Source organism: Mycolicibacterium elephantis DSM 44368 (assembly GCF_004014805.1).
Lineage (GTDB): Bacteria > Actinomycetota > Actinomycetes > Mycobacteriales > Mycobacteriaceae > Mycobacterium > Mycobacterium elephantis.
In genome coordinates, this window is record NZ_ATDN01000001.1 from 210192 (window position 1) to 227081 (window position 16890).

Genomic DNA, 16890 nt, shown 5'->3' on the forward strand with positions numbered 1-16890 from the left:
TCAGGCCCCGACGGTGGCGAGCCATTCGCTGTAGAAGAGCGCCACCCCCAGCCCGCAGGCGATCGCCGTCAACAGCCAGAACCGGATGATCACCGTCGTCTCCGCCCAGCCCACCAGCTCGAAGTGGTGGTGGAACGGCGCCATTCGAAACACCCGGCGTCCGGTGGTGCGGAACGCCATGATCTGCACGACGACCGAGACCACCTCGGCGACGAACAACGCGCCGAGCACGACCGCCAGCATCTCGGTGCGGCTGGAGACCGAAAGCCCGGCGATGATGCCGCCGAGGGCCAGCGAGCCGGTGTCGCCCATGAAGATCTTGGCCGGCGCCGCGTTCCACCACAGAAAACCGATGCACGCCCCGGCGGTGGCCGCCGCGACGATCGCCAGGTCCAACGGGTCGCGCACGTTGTAGCAGCCGAGCCCGGGGGTGATCGCGCAGGCGTTGCGGAACTGCCAGAACGTGATCAGCACGTAGGCCGCACACACCATGGCCATCGCCCCGGCCGCCAGCCCGTCCAGGCCGTCGGTCAGGTTCACCGCGTTCGACCAGGCGCTGACGATCAGGACGCAGAACAGCACGAAGATCGCGGGCGGCAGCGTGACCGTGGCGATCTCGCGGACGTAGGACAGCTCGGCGCTGCCCGGCGTCAGGGCGTCGGCATTGGGGAACTGCAGCGCCAGCACCCCGAAGATCACCGCGGCGGCCAGGATCCCCACAGATTTGGCGGTCTTGTTCAGGCCGAGGTTGCGCGCCCGCCTGATCTTGATCAGGTCGTCGAGGAAGCCGACCAGGCCGAGCGCGGTGGCCAGGCTGAGCACCAACAGGCCCGACGCCGACGGGCCCTTGCCGTCCATGACGATGCCGACCAGGTGGGTGCCCAGATAGCTGGCCCAGATGCCCGCGACGATCGCCACCCCGCCCATCGACGGGGTGCCCCGCTTCTTGTGGTGGCTGGGCGGCCCGTCCTCGCGGATCTCGTGGCCGAACCCCTGCCGGGTGAACAGCCGGATCAGCACCGGGGTGAGCAGGATCGACACCGTCAGCGCGATGCCGACGGCGATGAGGATCTGCCTCATCCGTTGGCCCCATCGGTGGGCCCGGCGGCTTCGGTGACCAGCGCGTCGGCCAACGGGCCGAGCCCCGCCGCGTTGGACGCCTTCACCAGCACCACGTCGCCGGGCCGCAGCTCGGCCCGCAGCAACGCCAGCGCGGCGTCGGCGTCGGGGACCATGGTGACCTCAGAGCCCCACGATCCCTCCATGACCGCCCCGTGGTGCATGGCGCTCATAGCCCTCCCGGTTCCTACGACGATGAGTCGTGACACATCTAATCGCACGGCCAGCCGGCCGATGTTGTCATGCTCGGATATCGCGTCGTCGCCCAACTCGGCCATCTCGCCGAGCACCGCCCAGCTGCGCCTACCCCCGCCTTCGCGCGCCATCCAGGCCAGCGCCTTCAACCCGGCCCGCATCGAGTCCGGGTTGGCGTTGTAGGCGTCGTTGACGATCGTGACGCCGTCGTCGCGGGTCACGACCGCCATGCGGTGCTTGGACACCGGGCCCGCCGAAGCGAGCGCGGTGGCCACCTGCTCGAGGGTGGCGCCGCATTCGAGCGCGACGGCCGCCGCACACAAGGCGTTGGACACCTGATGATCGCCGTGCACCGCAAGCGCGACGTCGACCTGCCGGCCGCCGGCGTGCAGGCGGAAACGCGGCCGCGCCAACGCATCCAGCGTGACCGCCTCCGCCCACACGTCGGCGTGTGATCCCGGCTCGCGGCTGACCCGCACCACCCGGGCCCGGGTCTGCTCGGCCATCGCGGCCACCGCGGTGTCGTCGGCGTTGAGGATCACCGCGCCCTCAGGCGGAACCGCTTGGGGCAGTTCGGCTTTGGTTTCCGCGATGGCCTCTCGCGAGCCGAACTCGCCGAGGTGCGCGGTGCCGACGTTGAGCACGACCGCGATCGACGGGACCGCGATCGCGGCCAGCTCGGCGATGTTGCCCCGACGCCGCGCGGACATCTCCAGCACCAGAAAGTCGGTGGATTCGGTGGCGCGCAACACCGTCCAGGGATGGCCGAGTTCGTTGTTGAACGAGCCGGGCGGCGCGACCACCTCCCCGAGCGGGGCCAGCACCGCGGCCACCAGATCCTTGGTGGAGGTCTTTCCCGACGAGCCGGTGATCCCAATGACTTTCAGCCCACCGTCGACCAGTTCGGCGGCCACCGCGGCGGCCAGTTTGGCCAGCGCCTCCAGCACCGCAGCGCCCGCGCCGTAGGCGTCGTGTTCGAACACCAGACCGCCGCGGTCGGTCGTCGCGGGCGTCGGCGTCACGACAATGGCGGGCACCCCGACCGGCCGAGCGGCCAGCACCGCGACCGCACCCGCGGCGACGGCGGCCGCGGCGTGATCGTGCCCGTCGGAGCGCGCGCCGGGAAGCGCGAGGAACAGCCCGCCGGGTGTGACTGCGCGCGAATCGAACTCGACGGTTCCGGTGACCCGGGTGGTCGCAGCGTCCTCCGCGCTGATGTCGACGAGCCGGCCCCCGACGATGTCGGCGATCTGGGCTAGCGACAAGGCGATCATGTGCGGTGCTCCAAAGCGTCCAGCGCGTCGGCCAGCACGCTGCGGTCGTCGAACGGACGGGTCTGACCGCGCCTGGTCTGCCCGGCCTCGTGGCCTTTGCCCGCCACCAGAACGACGTCGCCCGGCCGCGCCCAGGCCACCGCGTGCTCGATGGCCTCGCGGCGGTCGCCGATCTCGACCACCTCGGCGGCGCCACCGGCCGCGCCCGCCACAATCGCCGCGCGGATCGCCGCGGGATCCTCGTCACGCGGGTTGTCGTCGGTGACCACGACCAGGTCGGCCAGTTCGGCTGCCACTCGGCCCATCGGTGCGCGCTTGCCGGCGTCCCGGTTGCCGCCCGCGCCGAACACCACCGCCAGCCGGCCGGTGCTCTGCCCGCGCAGCATTTCGAGAACGGCCTGCAATGCGCCGGGTTTGTGCGCGTAGTCGACCAGCGCGAGGAACTTCTGGCCACGGTCGATGGCCTCCAGCCGGCCCGGCACCGTCGCCGTGCGCAGCCCGGGCGCCGCCTGCTCGGGTGACGCGCCGACCGCGTCCAGCAGCGCCACGGCCAACAGGCAGTTGGCCACGTTGTAGCGGCCGGGCAGGCCGACAGCCAGCCGGTGATGCACACCCGCGGGGTCGACGGCGGTGAACTCCTGCGCGGCAGCCGCGGAGCCCGCGTCGACCGCGCGGATGTCTTCGGCGCGCCAGTCGGCGTCGGCGCCGGTGCTGCTGACCGTCACCGGGTCCTGCGCGCGGGCGGCCATCTCGCGTCCCGCGTCGTCGTCCACGCACACGACGGAAATGTCTGCACGCGTGGGTGATTCGGGGTCGAACAGCCGCGCCTTGGCTTCGAAATAATCGTGCATCGTCGGGTGGAAGTCCAGGTGGTCGCGCGACAGGTTGGTGAAGCCGCCGACCGCGAAACGCACCCCGTCGACCCGCCCCAGCGACAGCGCGTGGCTGGACACCTCCATCACCACCGTGTCGACGCCGGCTTCGTGCATCACCGCCAGCAGCGCCTGCAGGTCGGGGGCCTCCGGGGTGGTCAGCACACTGGGCTGGTCGCGTCCACCGATTCGGATGCCGACGGTGCCGATCAAGCCCGCCACCCGGTCGGCCGCCCGCAACCCGGCCTCGACCAGATAGGTGGTCGTGGTCTTGCCCGACGTCCCCGTCACGCCGATGACCCTCAGCTTCTCCGACGGGTGCCCGTACACGGTGGCGGCCAGCTCCCCCAGCACCGTTCGAGGCGCCGGATGCACCAGGACCGGCACGGCGACGTCGGCACCGATGTGCTCGAGGCCGGCCGGGTCGGTGAGCACCGCGGCCGCGCCGCGCCGCACCGCCTCGGCGACGTGGCGCCCGCCGTGTGACGCCGCGCCGGGAAGCGCGGCGAACAGGTCACCGGCCTGCACATCTTTGCTGCGCAGCGTCACTCCGGTCACCCTCAGGTCGGGTGCGGCCGACGGGGTGGCCGCGGCCACCTGCTGAGCGAGCTGCCCGAGCGCGGCGCCGGCGGGATGGGTGGGACGCAGGTTCATGGCGCTCACACAGTACCGGCCTGGCCGGGGCGAGCCGCCGCAAGCGGGGCGGGCCCGGCTCAGTCGGCGACCAGCACCAGCGGGGGGCCCGGATCCTTGGACAGTGGGACGTTCTGGCTGCGCAGCAGCCAGGACATGATGTTGTGAAACAGCGGCGCCATCGAGCTGCCGGGCTCACCGTCGGCCGTGCGGTCCGGGTCGTCGGCCATGACGCCCACTACGTAACGCGGGTCCTCGGTGGGCGCCATGCCCGCGAACGTGATCCAGTAGACGTCGCTGTAGTAGCAGCCGCAGGCGGGGTTGATCTTCTGCGCGGTGCCGGTCTTGCCCGATACCTGATAACCCTCGATGGCGGCCTGCGGCCCGGTGCCCTGCTGCACACCCCGCGGGTCGCGCTGCACGGGGGCGCGCAGCATCTCGCGCACGGTCTTGGCGGTCTGCGGCGACACCACCCGCACGCCTTCTGGACGCGGGTCGTCGGTGCGGGTGCCGTCCGGTGCGATCGTGGTCTTGACGATGCGCGGCGGAATCCGCACGCCGTCGTTGGCGATGGTCTGATACATCGCCGTCATCTGCAGCAACGTCATCGAAAGACCCTGGCCGATCGGCAGGTTCGAGAACGTGCTGCCCGACCACTGGTCGATGGGCGGAACGATGCCGGCGCTCTCACCGGGCAGGCCGACGCCGGTGCGCTGCCCGAGGCCGAAGCGGTGCAGCAGTTCTGCGAACCGCTCCGGGCCGAGCCGCTGCGCGAGCATCAGCGTGCCGACGTTGGACGACTTCCCGAACACGCCGGTGGTGGTGTAGGGCATGACGCCGTGCTCCCAGGCGTCGCCGACGGTGACCCCGCCCATGTGGATGGAGCCGGGCACCTGCAGCACCTCGTCGGGCGTGGACAGACCGTGCTCGATGACACCTGCGGCCGTGACGATCTTGTTGACCGAGCCGGGCTCGAACGGCGCCGACACCGGCGGGTTGCCGAGCTCGCGATTCTCCTGGCGCCCGATGTCCTGAGACGGATCGAAGGTGTTGTCGTTGGCCATCGCGAGCACCTCGCCGGTCTTGGCGTCCAGCACCACGGCCGACAGGTTCTTGGCGCCCGACAGGTTCTTGGCCTGCTGCACCTGCTGCTGCACGTAGAACTGGATGTCGTCGTCGATGGTCAGCATGACCGTGGAGCCGTCGACCGCGTCGTGCCGGTTGCGGTAGCTGCCGGGGATCACCACCCCGTCCGAGCCGCGGTCGTAGGTGATCGATCCGTCGGTGCCCGCGAGGGCGGCGTCGAGCGAATCCTCGAGCCCCAGAAGGCCGTGCCCGTCCCAGTCGATCCCGCCGACGATGTTGGCGGCCAGCGAGCCGCCCGGGTACTGGCGCAGGTCCTGGCGCTCCGCGCCGACCTCCGGATACTTGTCCCTGATCGCCTCGGCGATGGCCGGGTCGACCGCGCGCGCCAGGTAGACGAACGTCTCGTTGCTTCTGAGCTTCTTGAGCACCGTCGTCGAATCGGGCTTGTTGTTCAGCCGCGAGGCGACCTCTCTGGCGATGTCACGCAGCCGTTCGTCGGGGTCGGGCGCGTCGGGGGTCTTCGCCCTGGCCTCCTCCAACTCCTTGCGCACCTTGAGCGGCTGAAACGTCAACGCCCGTGCCTCGATCGTGAACGCCAGCTTGTCGTTGTCGCGGTCGACGATCGCGCCCCGGACCGCCTTGTCGACGTCGGTGACCTTGAGTTGGCCGGCGGCCTCGGCACGCAGGCCCGCCGCGCGGGGCACCTGAAGGTTGAACAGCTGGGCGGCGGCCACGACCAGCAGCAGGAAGATCACCGCGTTGCCGGTGCGGTGCCGGAACACGAACGACGCGCTGCGCAGGCCCGTGTCGACGATGGGTGCGCGGGTGCGACGCGCCTTGGCCGACCGCTCCTGCGTGGCGGCCGCACCCTTGGCCGGGCGGGCCGTCGGTTTCGCGCCGCGCCGGGTCTTGCGGTCGCCGCGGCTCATGCCGGAGCGCCCACCGCGGGCGCGGCCGCCGGAAGCGGTTGTTGGGCACCGGGCATCGGGCCGGGGAGCCCCTGCGCCGGCATGTGCAGTGCCTGCCCGTCGGCCGGGGCGAGCGCGGGCGGCTGGGCGGGCACCGCATGCTCGGGTATCGGCGGGGCCACCGCGTACGGGACCTCGACGCCGGGCGGGACCGTCGTCGGCGCCCCGGGCAGCTGCGCCTGGGGTACGGCGGCGCCGGGAACCTGCGCCTGCGGTACGGCACCGGGGACCTGCGCCTGCGGGGTGGCGCCGGGGGTCTGCTCGGTCGTGGACGGCAGCCGGACCGAACGCTCCAGCGGCTCGATCACGCGGGGTCCCGGCGCGGCGGATGGGGGCGGCGACGGGGTGGCCTCCGGCAGCGGGGTGTTCAGCGGTGGCGGCGGAACCCCCTCGGCGGGTTTGGGCGTGCCGACCACGATCCAGTTGCCCGCGGGATCCTGCACGAGGTGCGCGGTGTCGCGCGACGGAATCATGCCCAGATCGCGGGCCGCCTCGGCCAGCGCGGGCGCGGCCTGCGCTTCGAGCACATCGCGCTCCAGGGCTTCCTTCTGCTGCAACAGCGCCTGATTGGTCTGGCGGGCGTTGCCGAGCTGGTAGGAACGCTCGGCGGCGTCGGTGGACAGCCAGAGCGTGATGCCCAGACCGAAGCCCAGCGATCCGATGACCAGCACCACGAACGGCACCCTGGCGACCAGCGTCCGTGGGTTGAGGTCGATCGACGCGAGCTTGACGATGAGCCGCTCGCGAAGCGGCGGGCGGACGACCTTGGGTGCCTTGGCCTTACGTGCCTTCGCCCGAGCCTTGGCCTGGCTGGTGTTCTTGGGCCGCGCCGGCCGCTCGGCAGGACGCCGAATCGGGCCGGTCTGCGGCGCCGACCGCATGGGCCGTTGTTCCCGGGTGGCTTTGCGCCGCGGCGGCGCGTCGGCCGAGCGGCGCTGTCCGGCGCGGGCATTACGGGGATCGCGGGCGTTGCGTGCGGTGCGTCGATGCTCGTCGCCGTCACGCACCGGCGCCTTGCCCTTCGCTTGCTTGGGTCTCACGCGGCTCCCTCCACCTTTTCCAGCGCTCGTAGCCGCACCGGAGCACTACGCGGGTTGCGTGCAACCTCCGCCGGTGTTGCGCGCTCGGCGCCACGGGTCAACGCGATGAACTGCGGTTCGTGGCCGGGCAACTCGACGGGCAGATCCTGGGGCGTGCGGGAGGCCGTTGCGGCGGCGAACGCCTGCTTGACGATGCGGTCCTCGAGGGACTGGTAGGCCATCACGACGATCCGGCCGCCCGGCGCCAACGCGTTCAGCGCCGCGGGCAGCGCCGCCCGCAGCGAGTCCAGTTCGCTGTTGACGACGATGCGCAACGCCTGGAAGGTGCGCTTGGCAGGGTGTCCACCGGTGCGCCGCGCCGGCGCGGGGATCGCCTCATACAGCAGTTCGACCAGTTCGCCGGTGGTGGCGAACGGTCGCCGGGCGCGGCGGCGGATGATCTGCGCGGCAATGCGATTGGCGAATCGCTCCTCACCGAACTCGCGCAACACCCGGGTCAGTGACTTCTCGTCGTAGGTGTTGACGACCTCGGCGGCGGTCAGCGTCGCGTCCGGGTCCATCCGCATGTCCAGCGGCGCGTCGACGGAATAGGAGAAGCCGCGTTCGGTGCGGTCGAGTTGCATCGAGGACACGCCGAGGTCGAACAGGATGCCGTCCACTTTGTTTGAGTAGCCGGTTTCGGTGAGCACGCCTTCGATGCCGTCGTAGCGGGTGCGGACGAGCATCACCCGATCGCCGAAGGGGGCCAACCGCTCTCCGGCGATCCGCAGGGCGTCGGGGTCGCGATCCAGCCCGATCAGTCGCAGGCCGGGAAGTTCGGTGAGGAACCGCTCGGCATGACCGCCGGCGCCCAGGGTGGCGTCGACCAGCACGGCGCCGGTGCCGTCGGGGCTGTGCCGGGTCAGCGCCGGTTTGAGGAGTTCGACGCACCGGTCGAGCAGGACCGGCACGTGTCCGTGTGGTTCCCCGGCCATCGCCATACCTCTCGCAACTGCCACCGAGTCGCCGTTTCCGACCGGCGTGCCCGCTGCACCGGGGTCCCTGTCCGAGAGCGCGGACCTGGCGTTGGGGAAGTACGCCAGGGCCGGTTCGGGCAGAGGCCGCGATGCACGGGCACCGTGCCAGTCGGCCGCCACCGAGTCAGATGATGTCGTGCAGAGCTTCATCGGTGGCCGCGGAGAAGTTCTCTTCGTGGGTCTGCTGGTACTCCTGCCATGCGGCTGAGTCCCAAATTTCCAGGTAGTCAACCGATCCGATGACCACGCAGTCCTTCGAGAGGTTCGCGTAGCGACGGTGATCGGCCGACAGCGTGATTCGGCCTTGTGAGTCGGGATGCTGTTCGTCGGTGGCGGCGGCGAGGTTCCGCAGGAACGCGCGAGCTTCCGGGTTGCTCCGCGAGGCCTGCGATGCCCGTCGTGCCAGCTTTTCGAACTCGGCGCGCGGGTAGACGGCAAGGCTGTGATCTTGGCTTTTGGTGACCATCAACCCTCCTGCCAGCGCGTCGCGAAATTTGGCGGGCAGCGTGAGCCGCCCCTTGTCGTCGAGCTTCGGCGTGTAGGTGCCGAGAAACATCTCGCCAACCTCCTGCCGATCAACGGAACCCCGGTCGCTCCGCTGTCCGCCACTTTACCCCACAATCCCCCACTTTGCCCCCAAAGGCAGGTCACAATGTCGTGGTGTCCCCACCTAGCGCCACCGCTGCCCCAAACCGGCGGCGAGGCGAACGACAAAACCCCAGCTCACACCTGGTGGGGAGCAGTGGGGAGCAGGCCGGCGACCCGCCCCGTCAGCGAGATATCCAGGCGTGCCCCGTCAGGTGGGGCGCGGTGGGGAAGCGTCGACGCGACGAGCGCAAGGATTCAGAGGACAAAACAAAAGGGGCGGCCCGTGCGGGCCACCCCTTGACCGGTGATGGTCTATTCGTCGAACCGACGGCGGAAGCGGTCTTCCATCCGGCTGGTGAACGAGCCGCCGGAGCCCTTGACCCGCTTCTGGCGCGGCGCGCCCGCCTCGGGCGCGCGATCGCGGCCGCCGACGATGCGCGGACCGGTGATGGCGAACACCACGCCGCCGAACATCACCATGAAACCGAGGACGGAGAGAATGGGAAAACCGCTGATCTGCGTGGCTGGAAACGCGACACCCGAGACCAGCAGCGCCAGGCCGACCACGAAAAGTGCGGCACCCTGCAGGCGGCGCCGCGCCGAGGGAGCGCGCAGAGTCCCACCACGAACGCTCGACGCGAACTTGGGGTCCTCGGCGTAGAGCGCGCTCTCGATCTGGTCGAGCATGCGCTGCTCATGATCGGAGAGTGGCATTCGTCCCTCCCTCGAAACCCGGGGCCGACCCGGCCATCTCACATTAAACGTGCGCACCCGCCTCAACGGGCACCTAACAGTCATGATACGAGGTCAATCTGAGCCGTACCACCTAGTTGGATCCTCGATTGTATGCGGACACCGCCGCTGGGAGGCAGGGGCATGTTCCCCGAATAATGGAATGAACCACACCACCCGATCCTCGGAGAGGCGAGAACCGTTGGCGACATTTCTCATCGATCTGTCGCCGAGCGATATGCAACGCCGGCTCGGTGACGCGCTCGCCGTGTACGTCGACGCCATGCGGTATCCGCGTGGCACCGAGGCGCAGCGGGCGTCGATGTGGCTCGAGCACACCCGCAGGCGGGGCTGGAAGGCCGTCGCCGCGGTCGAAATCCCCGACCAGCGCGCCGAGCACGGCACCCCACCGGACATCGACGAACTCGTCTCGGCGCCGCTGCTCGGCATCGCCTACGGCTACTGCGGCGCCCCTGACCAGTGGTGGCAACAGCAGGTCATGGCCGGCCTGCACCGGGTGGGTGCCGACCGCGCACGGATCTCCGAGTTGATGACGAGCTACTTCGAGCTAACCGAGCTGCACATCCACCCGCGTGCCCAGGGCCACGGGCTCGGTGAGGCGTTGGCGCGCCGGTTGCTCGCCGGCCGCGACGAGTCTCACGTGCTGTTGTCGACACCGGAGATCAACGGCGAGGCCAACAGGGCCTGGCGGCTCTACCGCCGGCTCGGCTTCACCGACATCATCCGCGGTTACCACTTCGCCGGCGATCCGCGGGCGTTCGCGATCCTCGGCCGGCCGCTGCCGCTGTGATCGTGCGATGCGGCGAGACGCTTCGGCCGCCGTGCCGGTCTGGCACGATGACCACGTGCCGGCCCTCTTGACCCGCGGCAGCAGAACCCGCCTGCTCGCCATCGTCATGTTGTTGCTCGTCGTGTTGCCGACGGCCGTCGGGTGCGTCCGGGTCCGAACATCGCTCACCGTCTCCCCCGACGACCGGGTGTCCGGGCAGATCGTCGCGGCGGCCAAGCCGCGCAACGCCGACGACAAGGGTCCGCAGCTGCTCAACAACCTGCCGTTCTCCAACAAGGTGGCGGTCTCGGAGTACGAGCGTGACGACTACGTGGGCTCGCGGGCGGTGTTCTCCGACCTGACATTCGCCGAGGTCCCGCAACTGGCCAGCATGAACCGCGACGCGGCGGGTGTCGACATCTCGCTGCGCCGCGCCGGCGACCTGGTGATCCTCGAGGGCCGCGCCGACCTCACGTCGCTCAACGATCCGGAAGCCGACGTGTCGTTGTCCGTGTCGTTCCCCGGCGAGGTGACGTCCACCAACGGTGAGCAGGTCTCCACCGAGATCGTCGAGTGGAAACTGCGTCCGGGGGTGGTCAGCACGATGAACGCCCAGGCGCGCTACACCGATCCCAGCGCCCGGTCGTTCACCGGCGCCGCGATCTGGTTGGGCTTGGGATCGTTTCTGGTGGCGGGCATCATCGGTGTGCTGGCCTATCTGAACCGCGACCAGTCCCCCCGCGTCGGCGAACGCCAGCCGTAGCCACCGCCGGACCGCGCCTGAGTTGCTCAAGGCCGCACGGCAGGCTCTACTCTGAATGCGATATCGGGCCGGTCGAGCGCACAGAGAAAGGGGCGCCCTCTGAGCGTGCATACAGCGGCACCGTCAGCCGCGGAATTGGCCGGCGCCGTCACCGAGCAGCTGCGCCAGGTGCTGGCCGAACGCGCCAAGGACGGTGCCTACATGGGCGCCGCGTACGGCGAACTGACCGCCGCACTGGAGGAATTCGTGCTGCGTGGCGGTAAGCGGCTGCGGCCCGCGTTCGCCTACTGGGGCTGGCGCGCGGTCGCCGATCACCGCGACGATCCGCTCGACCCCCGGGCGCTGCGGTTGTTCTCCGCGCTCGAGCTGCTGCACGCCTGCGCGCTGGTGCACGACGACGTCATCGACGCCTCGGCGACGCGCCGCGGACAGCCCACGGTGCACCGGATGTTCGCCGACCGGCACCGCGACAACGGCTGGCACGGCTCCTCTGAGCAGTTCGGGATGTCGGCGGCCATCCTGCTCGGTGATCTCGCGCTGGTGTGGGCGGACGACATCGTCGCGACCGTGGAGCTGCCGGTCGACGCGCAACGACGCGTGCGCCAGGTGTGGGCCGCGATCCGCTCGGAGGTGCTCGTCGGCCAGTACCTCGACATCGTCACCGAGGCCAGCGGCGCCGACACGGTGGAGTCGGCGATGACGGTCAACATGTACAAGACCGCCTCCTACACGATCTCGCGGCCGCTGCAGCTGGGTGTGGCCGCGGCCGCCGACCGGCCCGACGTCGCCGTGGCCTTCCACGAGATGGGCACCAACCTCGGCGTGGCGTTCCAGCTTCGCGACGACGTCCTCGGCGTCTTCGGCGACCCCGCCGTCACCGGGAAACCCTCGGGTGACGACCTGCGTTCGGGCAAGCGCACGGTGCTGCTGGCCGAGGCGATCGAGCTGGCCGAGAAGAACGACCCGGCAGCGGCCGAGCAGTTGCGGGCCGCCATCGGCACCGAGCTGTCCGACGCCGCGGTCAAGGAGCTGTGCCAGACGATCGAGTCGGTGGGCGCGCTGGCCGCCGTCGAGCAACGGATCGACGAGCTCACCCGCCGGGCTCTGGAGATCCTCGACGGGGCCCCGATCGACGAGCAAGCCAAAGCCGGCCTGACCGAGCTCACCAGATTGGCCGCCAACCGGTCCGCCTAGAAAGCCATGACAACTCCGACATCGACCCACCCGTCCAGAAGCGGGCTCACCCAACATATTTCCCGATTGGTGTCGTTCGCGACGTCGCCGCAGGCCCAGCCGGCCCGGTTGGGCTTCGTGGGTGCGGTGCTGATCGCGGCGGGCGGGCTGGGCGCAGGCAGCACCCGACTGCACGATCCGCTGCTGGAGTCGCTTCACCTGTCGTGGCTACGTTTCGGGCACGGGCTGGTGCTGTCGTCGGTGCTGCTGTGGGGCGGTGTGGCGCTGATGCTGACGGCGTGGCTGTGGCTGGGTCGCCGTGTGATCGACCGCACCGCAACGGAATACACGATGGTCGCCACGACAGGGTTCTGGCTTGCGCCGCTGTTGTTGAGCGTTCCCCTGTTCAGCAGGGACACCTACTCGTACCTGGCCCAGGGTGCGCTGCTGCGGGACGGTCTCGATCCCTACGCCGTCGGCCCCGTCGACAATCCGAATTCGTTGCTGGACAACGTGAGCCCGATCTGGACGACGACGACGGCGCCGTACGGGCCCGGCTTCATCCTGATCGCCAAGTTCGTCACCCAGCTGGTCGGCGAGGACATCGTCGCGGGCACGATGCTGCTGCGGCTGTGCATGTTGCCCGGTCTGGCGCTGTTGATCTGGGCGGCGCCGCGGGTGGCCCGTCACGTCGGCGCCGACGGCCCGACCGCGCTGTGGATCTGCGTGCTCAACCCGCTGGTGATCATCCACCTGATGGGCGGCGTGCACAACGAGATGCTGATGGTCGGGCTGATGATGGCGGGCATCGCGTTGTCGCTGAAGGGCCGCCACGGCTGGGGAGTCGGTCTCATCGCCGCCGCCGTGGCGGTGAAAGCCACCGCGGGGCTGGCGCTTCCGTTCATGGTGTGGGTATGGGCCCGCGATCTACGGACCCGACGTGGCTACGGCGCGCTCAAGGCCTTCGTCGTGGCCACGGTGGCGTCCGCGGTGGTCTTCGTCGCGGTGTTCGCGATCCTGTCGCTGATCGCCGGTGTTGGGCTGGGCTGGCTGACCGCACTCGCCGGCTCGGTGAAGATCATCAACTGGCTGACCCTTCCGACCGCGGCGGCGAACCTTATCAACGTCATCGGCAGCCTGATCACCCCGGTGAACTTCTACGCCGTGCTCGACATCACCAGGATCATCGGCATCACGATCATCGCGGTCTCACTTCCGTTGTTGTGGTGGCGTTTTCGCCATACCGACCGGGAGGCCCTGCTCGGCATCGCCTGGGTGATGGTCGTCGTGGTGCTGTTCGTGCCCGCGGCGTTGCCCTGGTACTACACCTGGCCGTTGGCGGTGGTCGCGGCGCTGGCGCAGACCCGTCAGGCGGTCGCGGTGATCGCAGGGTTGTCGACGTGGATCACCGTGGTGTGGAAACCCGACGGCGCGCACGGGATGTACTCGTGGACCCACGTGTTGCTGGCCACGGCGTGTGCCGCGGTGGCGTGGTATGTGCTCTACCGGGCGCCCGACAGGCCGCGACAGCGGGACATCAGTACGCCATCGCCTGGGCCCGACGAACCACCTCACGGGCCTGGTGAGAATGAAGTGCGTCAACCGGCCGGGCGTTGACCTGGTTCTCGGCGCTGCCGTCGCGGCGGATGCTCAGCGACGGGTCGGGAGTGAACAACCACCGCATGATCTCGGTCTCGTGATATCCGCCGTCCTGCAGGACGACGAGCAGCCCGGTCAGGCACTTGACCACATGGCCGGTGTCGTCGAAGAAGATCTTGGGCACGACCACCTTGCCGTCGCGTCGCACCCCGATCAGGTGGCCCTCTTTGAGTTGCTGGTTCACTTTGGACACCGGTACACCGAGCATGTCGGCGACCGTGGGAAGGTCGTATACGGCCTCGTCGGGATCGAGAACATCTTCGGCAGCCGGGATGGTGCTCACCGCATCGAGTCTAAGTCTCCCGCGCCGTCTCGTTAACATGTCTTCGGTGGAAGCCAACCCGCAGGTGGATCCCCTCGCCGGAACCGTGCTGGACGGTCGGTACCGGGTGGACACGATCATCGCCACCGGCGGCATGTCGGCGGTCTACCGCGGCCTGGACTTGCGCCTCGACCGGCCCATCGCGGTGAAGATCATGGATTCGCGCTACGCCGGCGACACCCACTTCCTCACCCGCTTCCAGCGCGAGGCGCGCGCGGTGGCCCGGCTGAGCGACCCCGGGTTGGTCGCCGTCTACGACCAGGGCCTCGACGGCCAGCAGCCGTTTCTGGTCATGGAGCTGGTCGAGGGCGGCACCCTGCGGGAACTGCTGCGCGAGCGCGGCCCGATGCCGCCGCACGCGGCGGCGGCGGTGCTGGCACCGGTGCTCGGCGGCTTGGCCGTGGCTCACCGGGCCGGGCTGGTCCACCGCGACATCAAACCGGAGAACGTGCTGATCTCCGACGACGGCGACGTCAAGATCGCCGACTTCGGGCTGGTCCGCGCGGTCGCCGAGGCCAAGATCACCTCGACCAGCGTGATCCTGGGCACGGCGGCGTACCTGTCGCCGGAGCAGGTCGCCACCGGCGACGCGGAGCCACGCAGCGATGTGTACGCCGTCGGCGTCCTGCTCTACGAGTTGCTCACCGGCGTCACGCCGTTCACCGGTGACAGCGCCCTGGCCGTGGCGTATCAGCGAATGGACAACGACGTTCCCGCTCCCAGCACCGTGATCACCGGTGTCCCAGCACAATTCGACGAGCTCGTCCTGCACGCCACCGCCCGCGATCCGGCACAGCGGTACGCGGACGCCGGAGACATGGCCGACGAACTGGCGGCCGTCGTCGACGAACTCGGGCTGCCTCCCTTTCGGGTGCCCGCGCCACGCAATTCGGCTCAGCACGCGTCAGCGGCGCTGCACCACAGCCGATTGGCCGGACCGCACACGGCCACCGAGGTCACCGGCGGGCCGCCCGTGCCGGTGGCGCCGCCGCCGCGGCAGCACACCCGCGAGTTCACCCGCGACGACTTGCCGCCGGTGGAGTCCGAATATCAGCCTGTCACAGGCCAATTCGCCGGTATCGACCTCGACCAGTTCTACTGGGATCGGCAGCGCGCCAAGCGAGCCGGGTGGTTCTGGCTGCTCACGGTGCTGACGCTCACCGGCCTGACCGCCGCCGCCGCATGGACGTTGGGCGCCAACATCACCGTGCTTCTCTGACGCGGGTGACTAGTCGCGCAGCATCTCGGCGACCAGGAACGCCAACTCCAGGCTCTGCTGGGTGTTGAGCCGCGGGTCGCAGGCGGTTTCGTAGCGGCCCGCCAGGTCGGTGTCGGAGATGTCCTGCGCCCCACCGAGGCACTCGGTCACGTTCTCGCCGGTGATCTCGACGTGGATACCGCCCGGGTGAGTGCCCAGCGCGCGGTGCACCTCGAAGAACCCCTGCACCTCGTCGACGATCCGGTCGAAGTGGCGGGTCTTGTACCCGTTGGACGACTCGTGGGTGTTGCCATGCATCGGGTCGCACTGCCAGATCACCTGGTGGCCGGTGGCCTGTACCTTCTCGATGATCGGCGGCAGGACATCACGGACCTTGTTGTTGCCCATCCGGGTGACCAACGTCAGCCGGCCGGGCACATTGTTCGGGTCGAGGCGCTCGACGTACTCGACGGCCAGTTCCGGCGTCATCGTCGGGCCGATCTTGACGCCGATCGGGTTGGCGATGACCTCGGCGAACGCGATGTGCGCACCGTCGAGCTGGCGGGTCCGCTCCCCGATCCACAGGTAGTGCGCGGACAGGTCGTAGAGCTTGGGTGAATGCTCACCGGCCGCGCCCTCGGCGTCCTCGGTGGACAGCCGCAGCATCGCGCGCTCGTAGTCCAGCACCAGCGCCTCGTGGCTGGCGTAGATCTCGGCGGTCTGCAGGTTATGGTCGTCCACACCGCAGGCGCTCATGAACGTCAACGCGCGATCGATCTCGCCGGCCAGCGCCTCGTAGCGGGCCCCCGCGGGCGAGGTGCGGACGAACTCGCGGTTCCAGTCGTGCACCTGGTGCAGCGAGGCCAAGCCCGACGAGGTCAGCGCCCGCACCAGGTTCATCGCGGCGCTGGCGTTGGCGTACGCGCGCACCAGGCGCGACGGGTCGTGCTCGCGGGCGGCGGCCTCCGGCGCGAAGCCGTTGACCATGTCGCCGCGGTAGGACCTCAGCCCCAGCGCGTCGATATCCGAGGACCGGGGCTTGGCGTACTGCCCCGCGATCCGGGCCACCTTGACCACCGGGACACTGGCGCCATAGGTCAACACCACCGCCATCTGCAGCAGGGTGCGGATGTTCGCGCGGATATGCGGCTCGGTGTTGTTCACGAAGGTCTCGGCGCAGTCGCCGCCCTGCAGCAGGAACGCCTCGCCCCGGGCCACGTCGGCGAGCAGGCCCTTGAGCCGCTCCACCTCGGCAGGCACCGTCACCGGCGGAACGCTCTCCAGCACCGTGCGCATGGTCTTGGCCTGGTCCGCGTCCCAGCTGGGCTGTTGCACCGCCGGCTTGGCCAGGGCGGCGTCCAACCGCTGCCGCAGGTCATCGGGCAGTGGCGGCAGCGCGGGCAGCTGGTCGATGGGGATGTCGACGGTCCAGTTCACCCGTTCATGGTAGCGAGCCGCGAGG

The 16890-nt window shown here is 69.8% G+C and carries 13 protein-coding genes and 1 pseudogene; 5 read left to right on the forward strand and 9 right to left on the reverse strand.

The window, feature by feature from the left end; genetic code table 11:
• From mraY to MELE44368_RS00990, 7 genes and pseudogenes are all read right to left on the reverse strand, one after another.
• Window positions 1–1080, reverse strand: coding sequence for a phospho-N-acetylmuramoyl-pentapeptide-transferase (gene mraY / locus MELE44368_RS00955; protein WP_128106746.1), 1080 nt, complete (start codon window positions 1078–1080; stop codon window positions 1–3).
• Entirely contained in the window at window positions 1077–2588 is a 1512-nt protein-coding gene (locus tag MELE44368_RS00960) for a UDP-N-acetylmuramoyl-tripeptide--D-alanyl-D-alanine ligase (RefSeq protein WP_128106747.1), read from the reverse strand. The genes mraY and MELE44368_RS00960 overlap by 4 nt, the downstream gene beginning before the upstream one ends.
• Window positions 2585–4114 (reverse strand): UDP-N-acetylmuramoyl-L-alanyl-D-glutamate--2,6-diaminopimelate ligase, encoded by a 1530-nt coding sequence (locus MELE44368_RS00965; RefSeq protein WP_128106748.1) that lies wholly within the window; start codon window positions 4112–4114, stop codon window positions 2585–2587. The genes MELE44368_RS00960 and MELE44368_RS00965 overlap by 4 nt, the downstream gene beginning before the upstream one ends.
• A gap of 59 nt (window positions 4115–4173) precedes the next feature.
• A pseudogene (locus tag MELE44368_RS00970) lies at window positions 4174–6191 on the reverse strand (peptidoglycan D,D-transpeptidase FtsI family protein).
• A gap of 992 nt (window positions 6192–7183) precedes the next feature.
• A complete protein-coding gene (gene rsmH, locus MELE44368_RS00980) occupies window positions 7184–8353 on the reverse strand; it encodes a 16S rRNA (cytosine(1402)-N(4))-methyltransferase RsmH (RefSeq protein ID WP_409366086.1) in 1170 nt (389 codons plus the stop codon).
• On the reverse strand, window positions 8328–8759 hold the full coding sequence (mraZ, locus tag MELE44368_RS00985) for a division/cell wall cluster transcriptional repressor MraZ (protein WP_046753976.1): 432 nt from the start codon (window positions 8757–8759) through the stop codon (window positions 8328–8330). Before mraZ ends, rsmH begins: the two co-directional genes overlap by 26 nt.
• A 344-nt stretch (window positions 8760–9103) precedes the next feature.
• Window positions 9104–9505, reverse strand: a complete 402-nt coding sequence (locus tag MELE44368_RS00990; protein WP_046753977.1) for an SCO2097 family morphological protein — start codon at window positions 9503–9505, stop codon at window positions 9104–9106.
• Window positions 9506–9725: 220 nt separating this feature from the next.
• On the opposite strand from MELE44368_RS00990, the gene MELE44368_RS00995 reads away from it, so the two are divergent.
• The 4 genes from MELE44368_RS00995 (at window position 9726) to MELE44368_RS01010 (ending at window position 13866) form a co-directional block, all read left to right on the forward strand.
• Complete coding sequence (locus MELE44368_RS00995) at window positions 9726–10334, forward strand: GNAT family N-acetyltransferase (protein ID WP_164889994.1); 609 nt, start codon at window positions 9726–9728, stop codon at window positions 10332–10334.
• 106 nt (window positions 10335–10440) lie between these two features.
• Window positions 10441–11076: an LppM family (lipo)protein gene (locus MELE44368_RS01000; protein ID WP_046753984.1), complete on the forward strand. Its 636-nt coding sequence runs from the start codon at window positions 10441–10443 to the stop codon at window positions 11074–11076.
• A 105-nt stretch (window positions 11077–11181) separates the two neighbouring features.
• Window positions 11182–12270, forward strand: coding sequence for a bifunctional (2E,6E)-farnesyl/geranyl diphosphate synthase (gene idsA2 / locus MELE44368_RS01005; protein ID WP_128106754.1), 1089 nt, complete (start codon window positions 11182–11184; stop codon window positions 12268–12270).
• A gap of 6 nt (window positions 12271–12276) precedes the next feature.
• Entirely contained in the window at window positions 12277–13866 is a 1590-nt protein-coding gene (locus tag MELE44368_RS01010) for an alpha-(1->6)-mannopyranosyltransferase A (RefSeq protein WP_128106755.1), read from the forward strand.
• On the opposite strand, the gene MELE44368_RS01015 is transcribed toward MELE44368_RS01010, so the two are convergent.
• Complete coding sequence (locus MELE44368_RS01015; protein WP_128106756.1) at window positions 13787–14191, reverse strand: Rv2175c family DNA-binding protein; 405 nt, start codon at window positions 14189–14191, stop codon at window positions 13787–13789. The two genes, MELE44368_RS01010 and MELE44368_RS01015, sit on opposite strands and share 80 nt — an antisense overlap.
• A 37-nt stretch (window positions 14192–14228) precedes the next feature.
• Here MELE44368_RS01015 and MELE44368_RS01020 point away from each other — a divergent pair, with 37 nt between their 5' ends.
• Window positions 14229–15449 carry a protein kinase domain-containing protein gene (locus MELE44368_RS01020; protein WP_128106757.1) on the forward strand — a complete coding sequence of 407 codons (1221 nt, stop codon included), beginning with the start codon at window positions 14229–14231 and terminating at the stop codon, window positions 15447–15449.
• Window positions 15450–15458: 9 nt separating this feature from the next.
• Here MELE44368_RS01020 and MELE44368_RS01025 read toward each other — a convergent pair whose 3' ends face one another.
• Window positions 15459–16865, reverse strand: coding sequence for a class II 3-deoxy-7-phosphoheptulonate synthase (locus MELE44368_RS01025; protein ID WP_128106758.1), 1407 nt, complete (start codon window positions 16863–16865; stop codon window positions 15459–15461).
• Window positions 16866–16890: the final 25 nt, after the last annotated feature.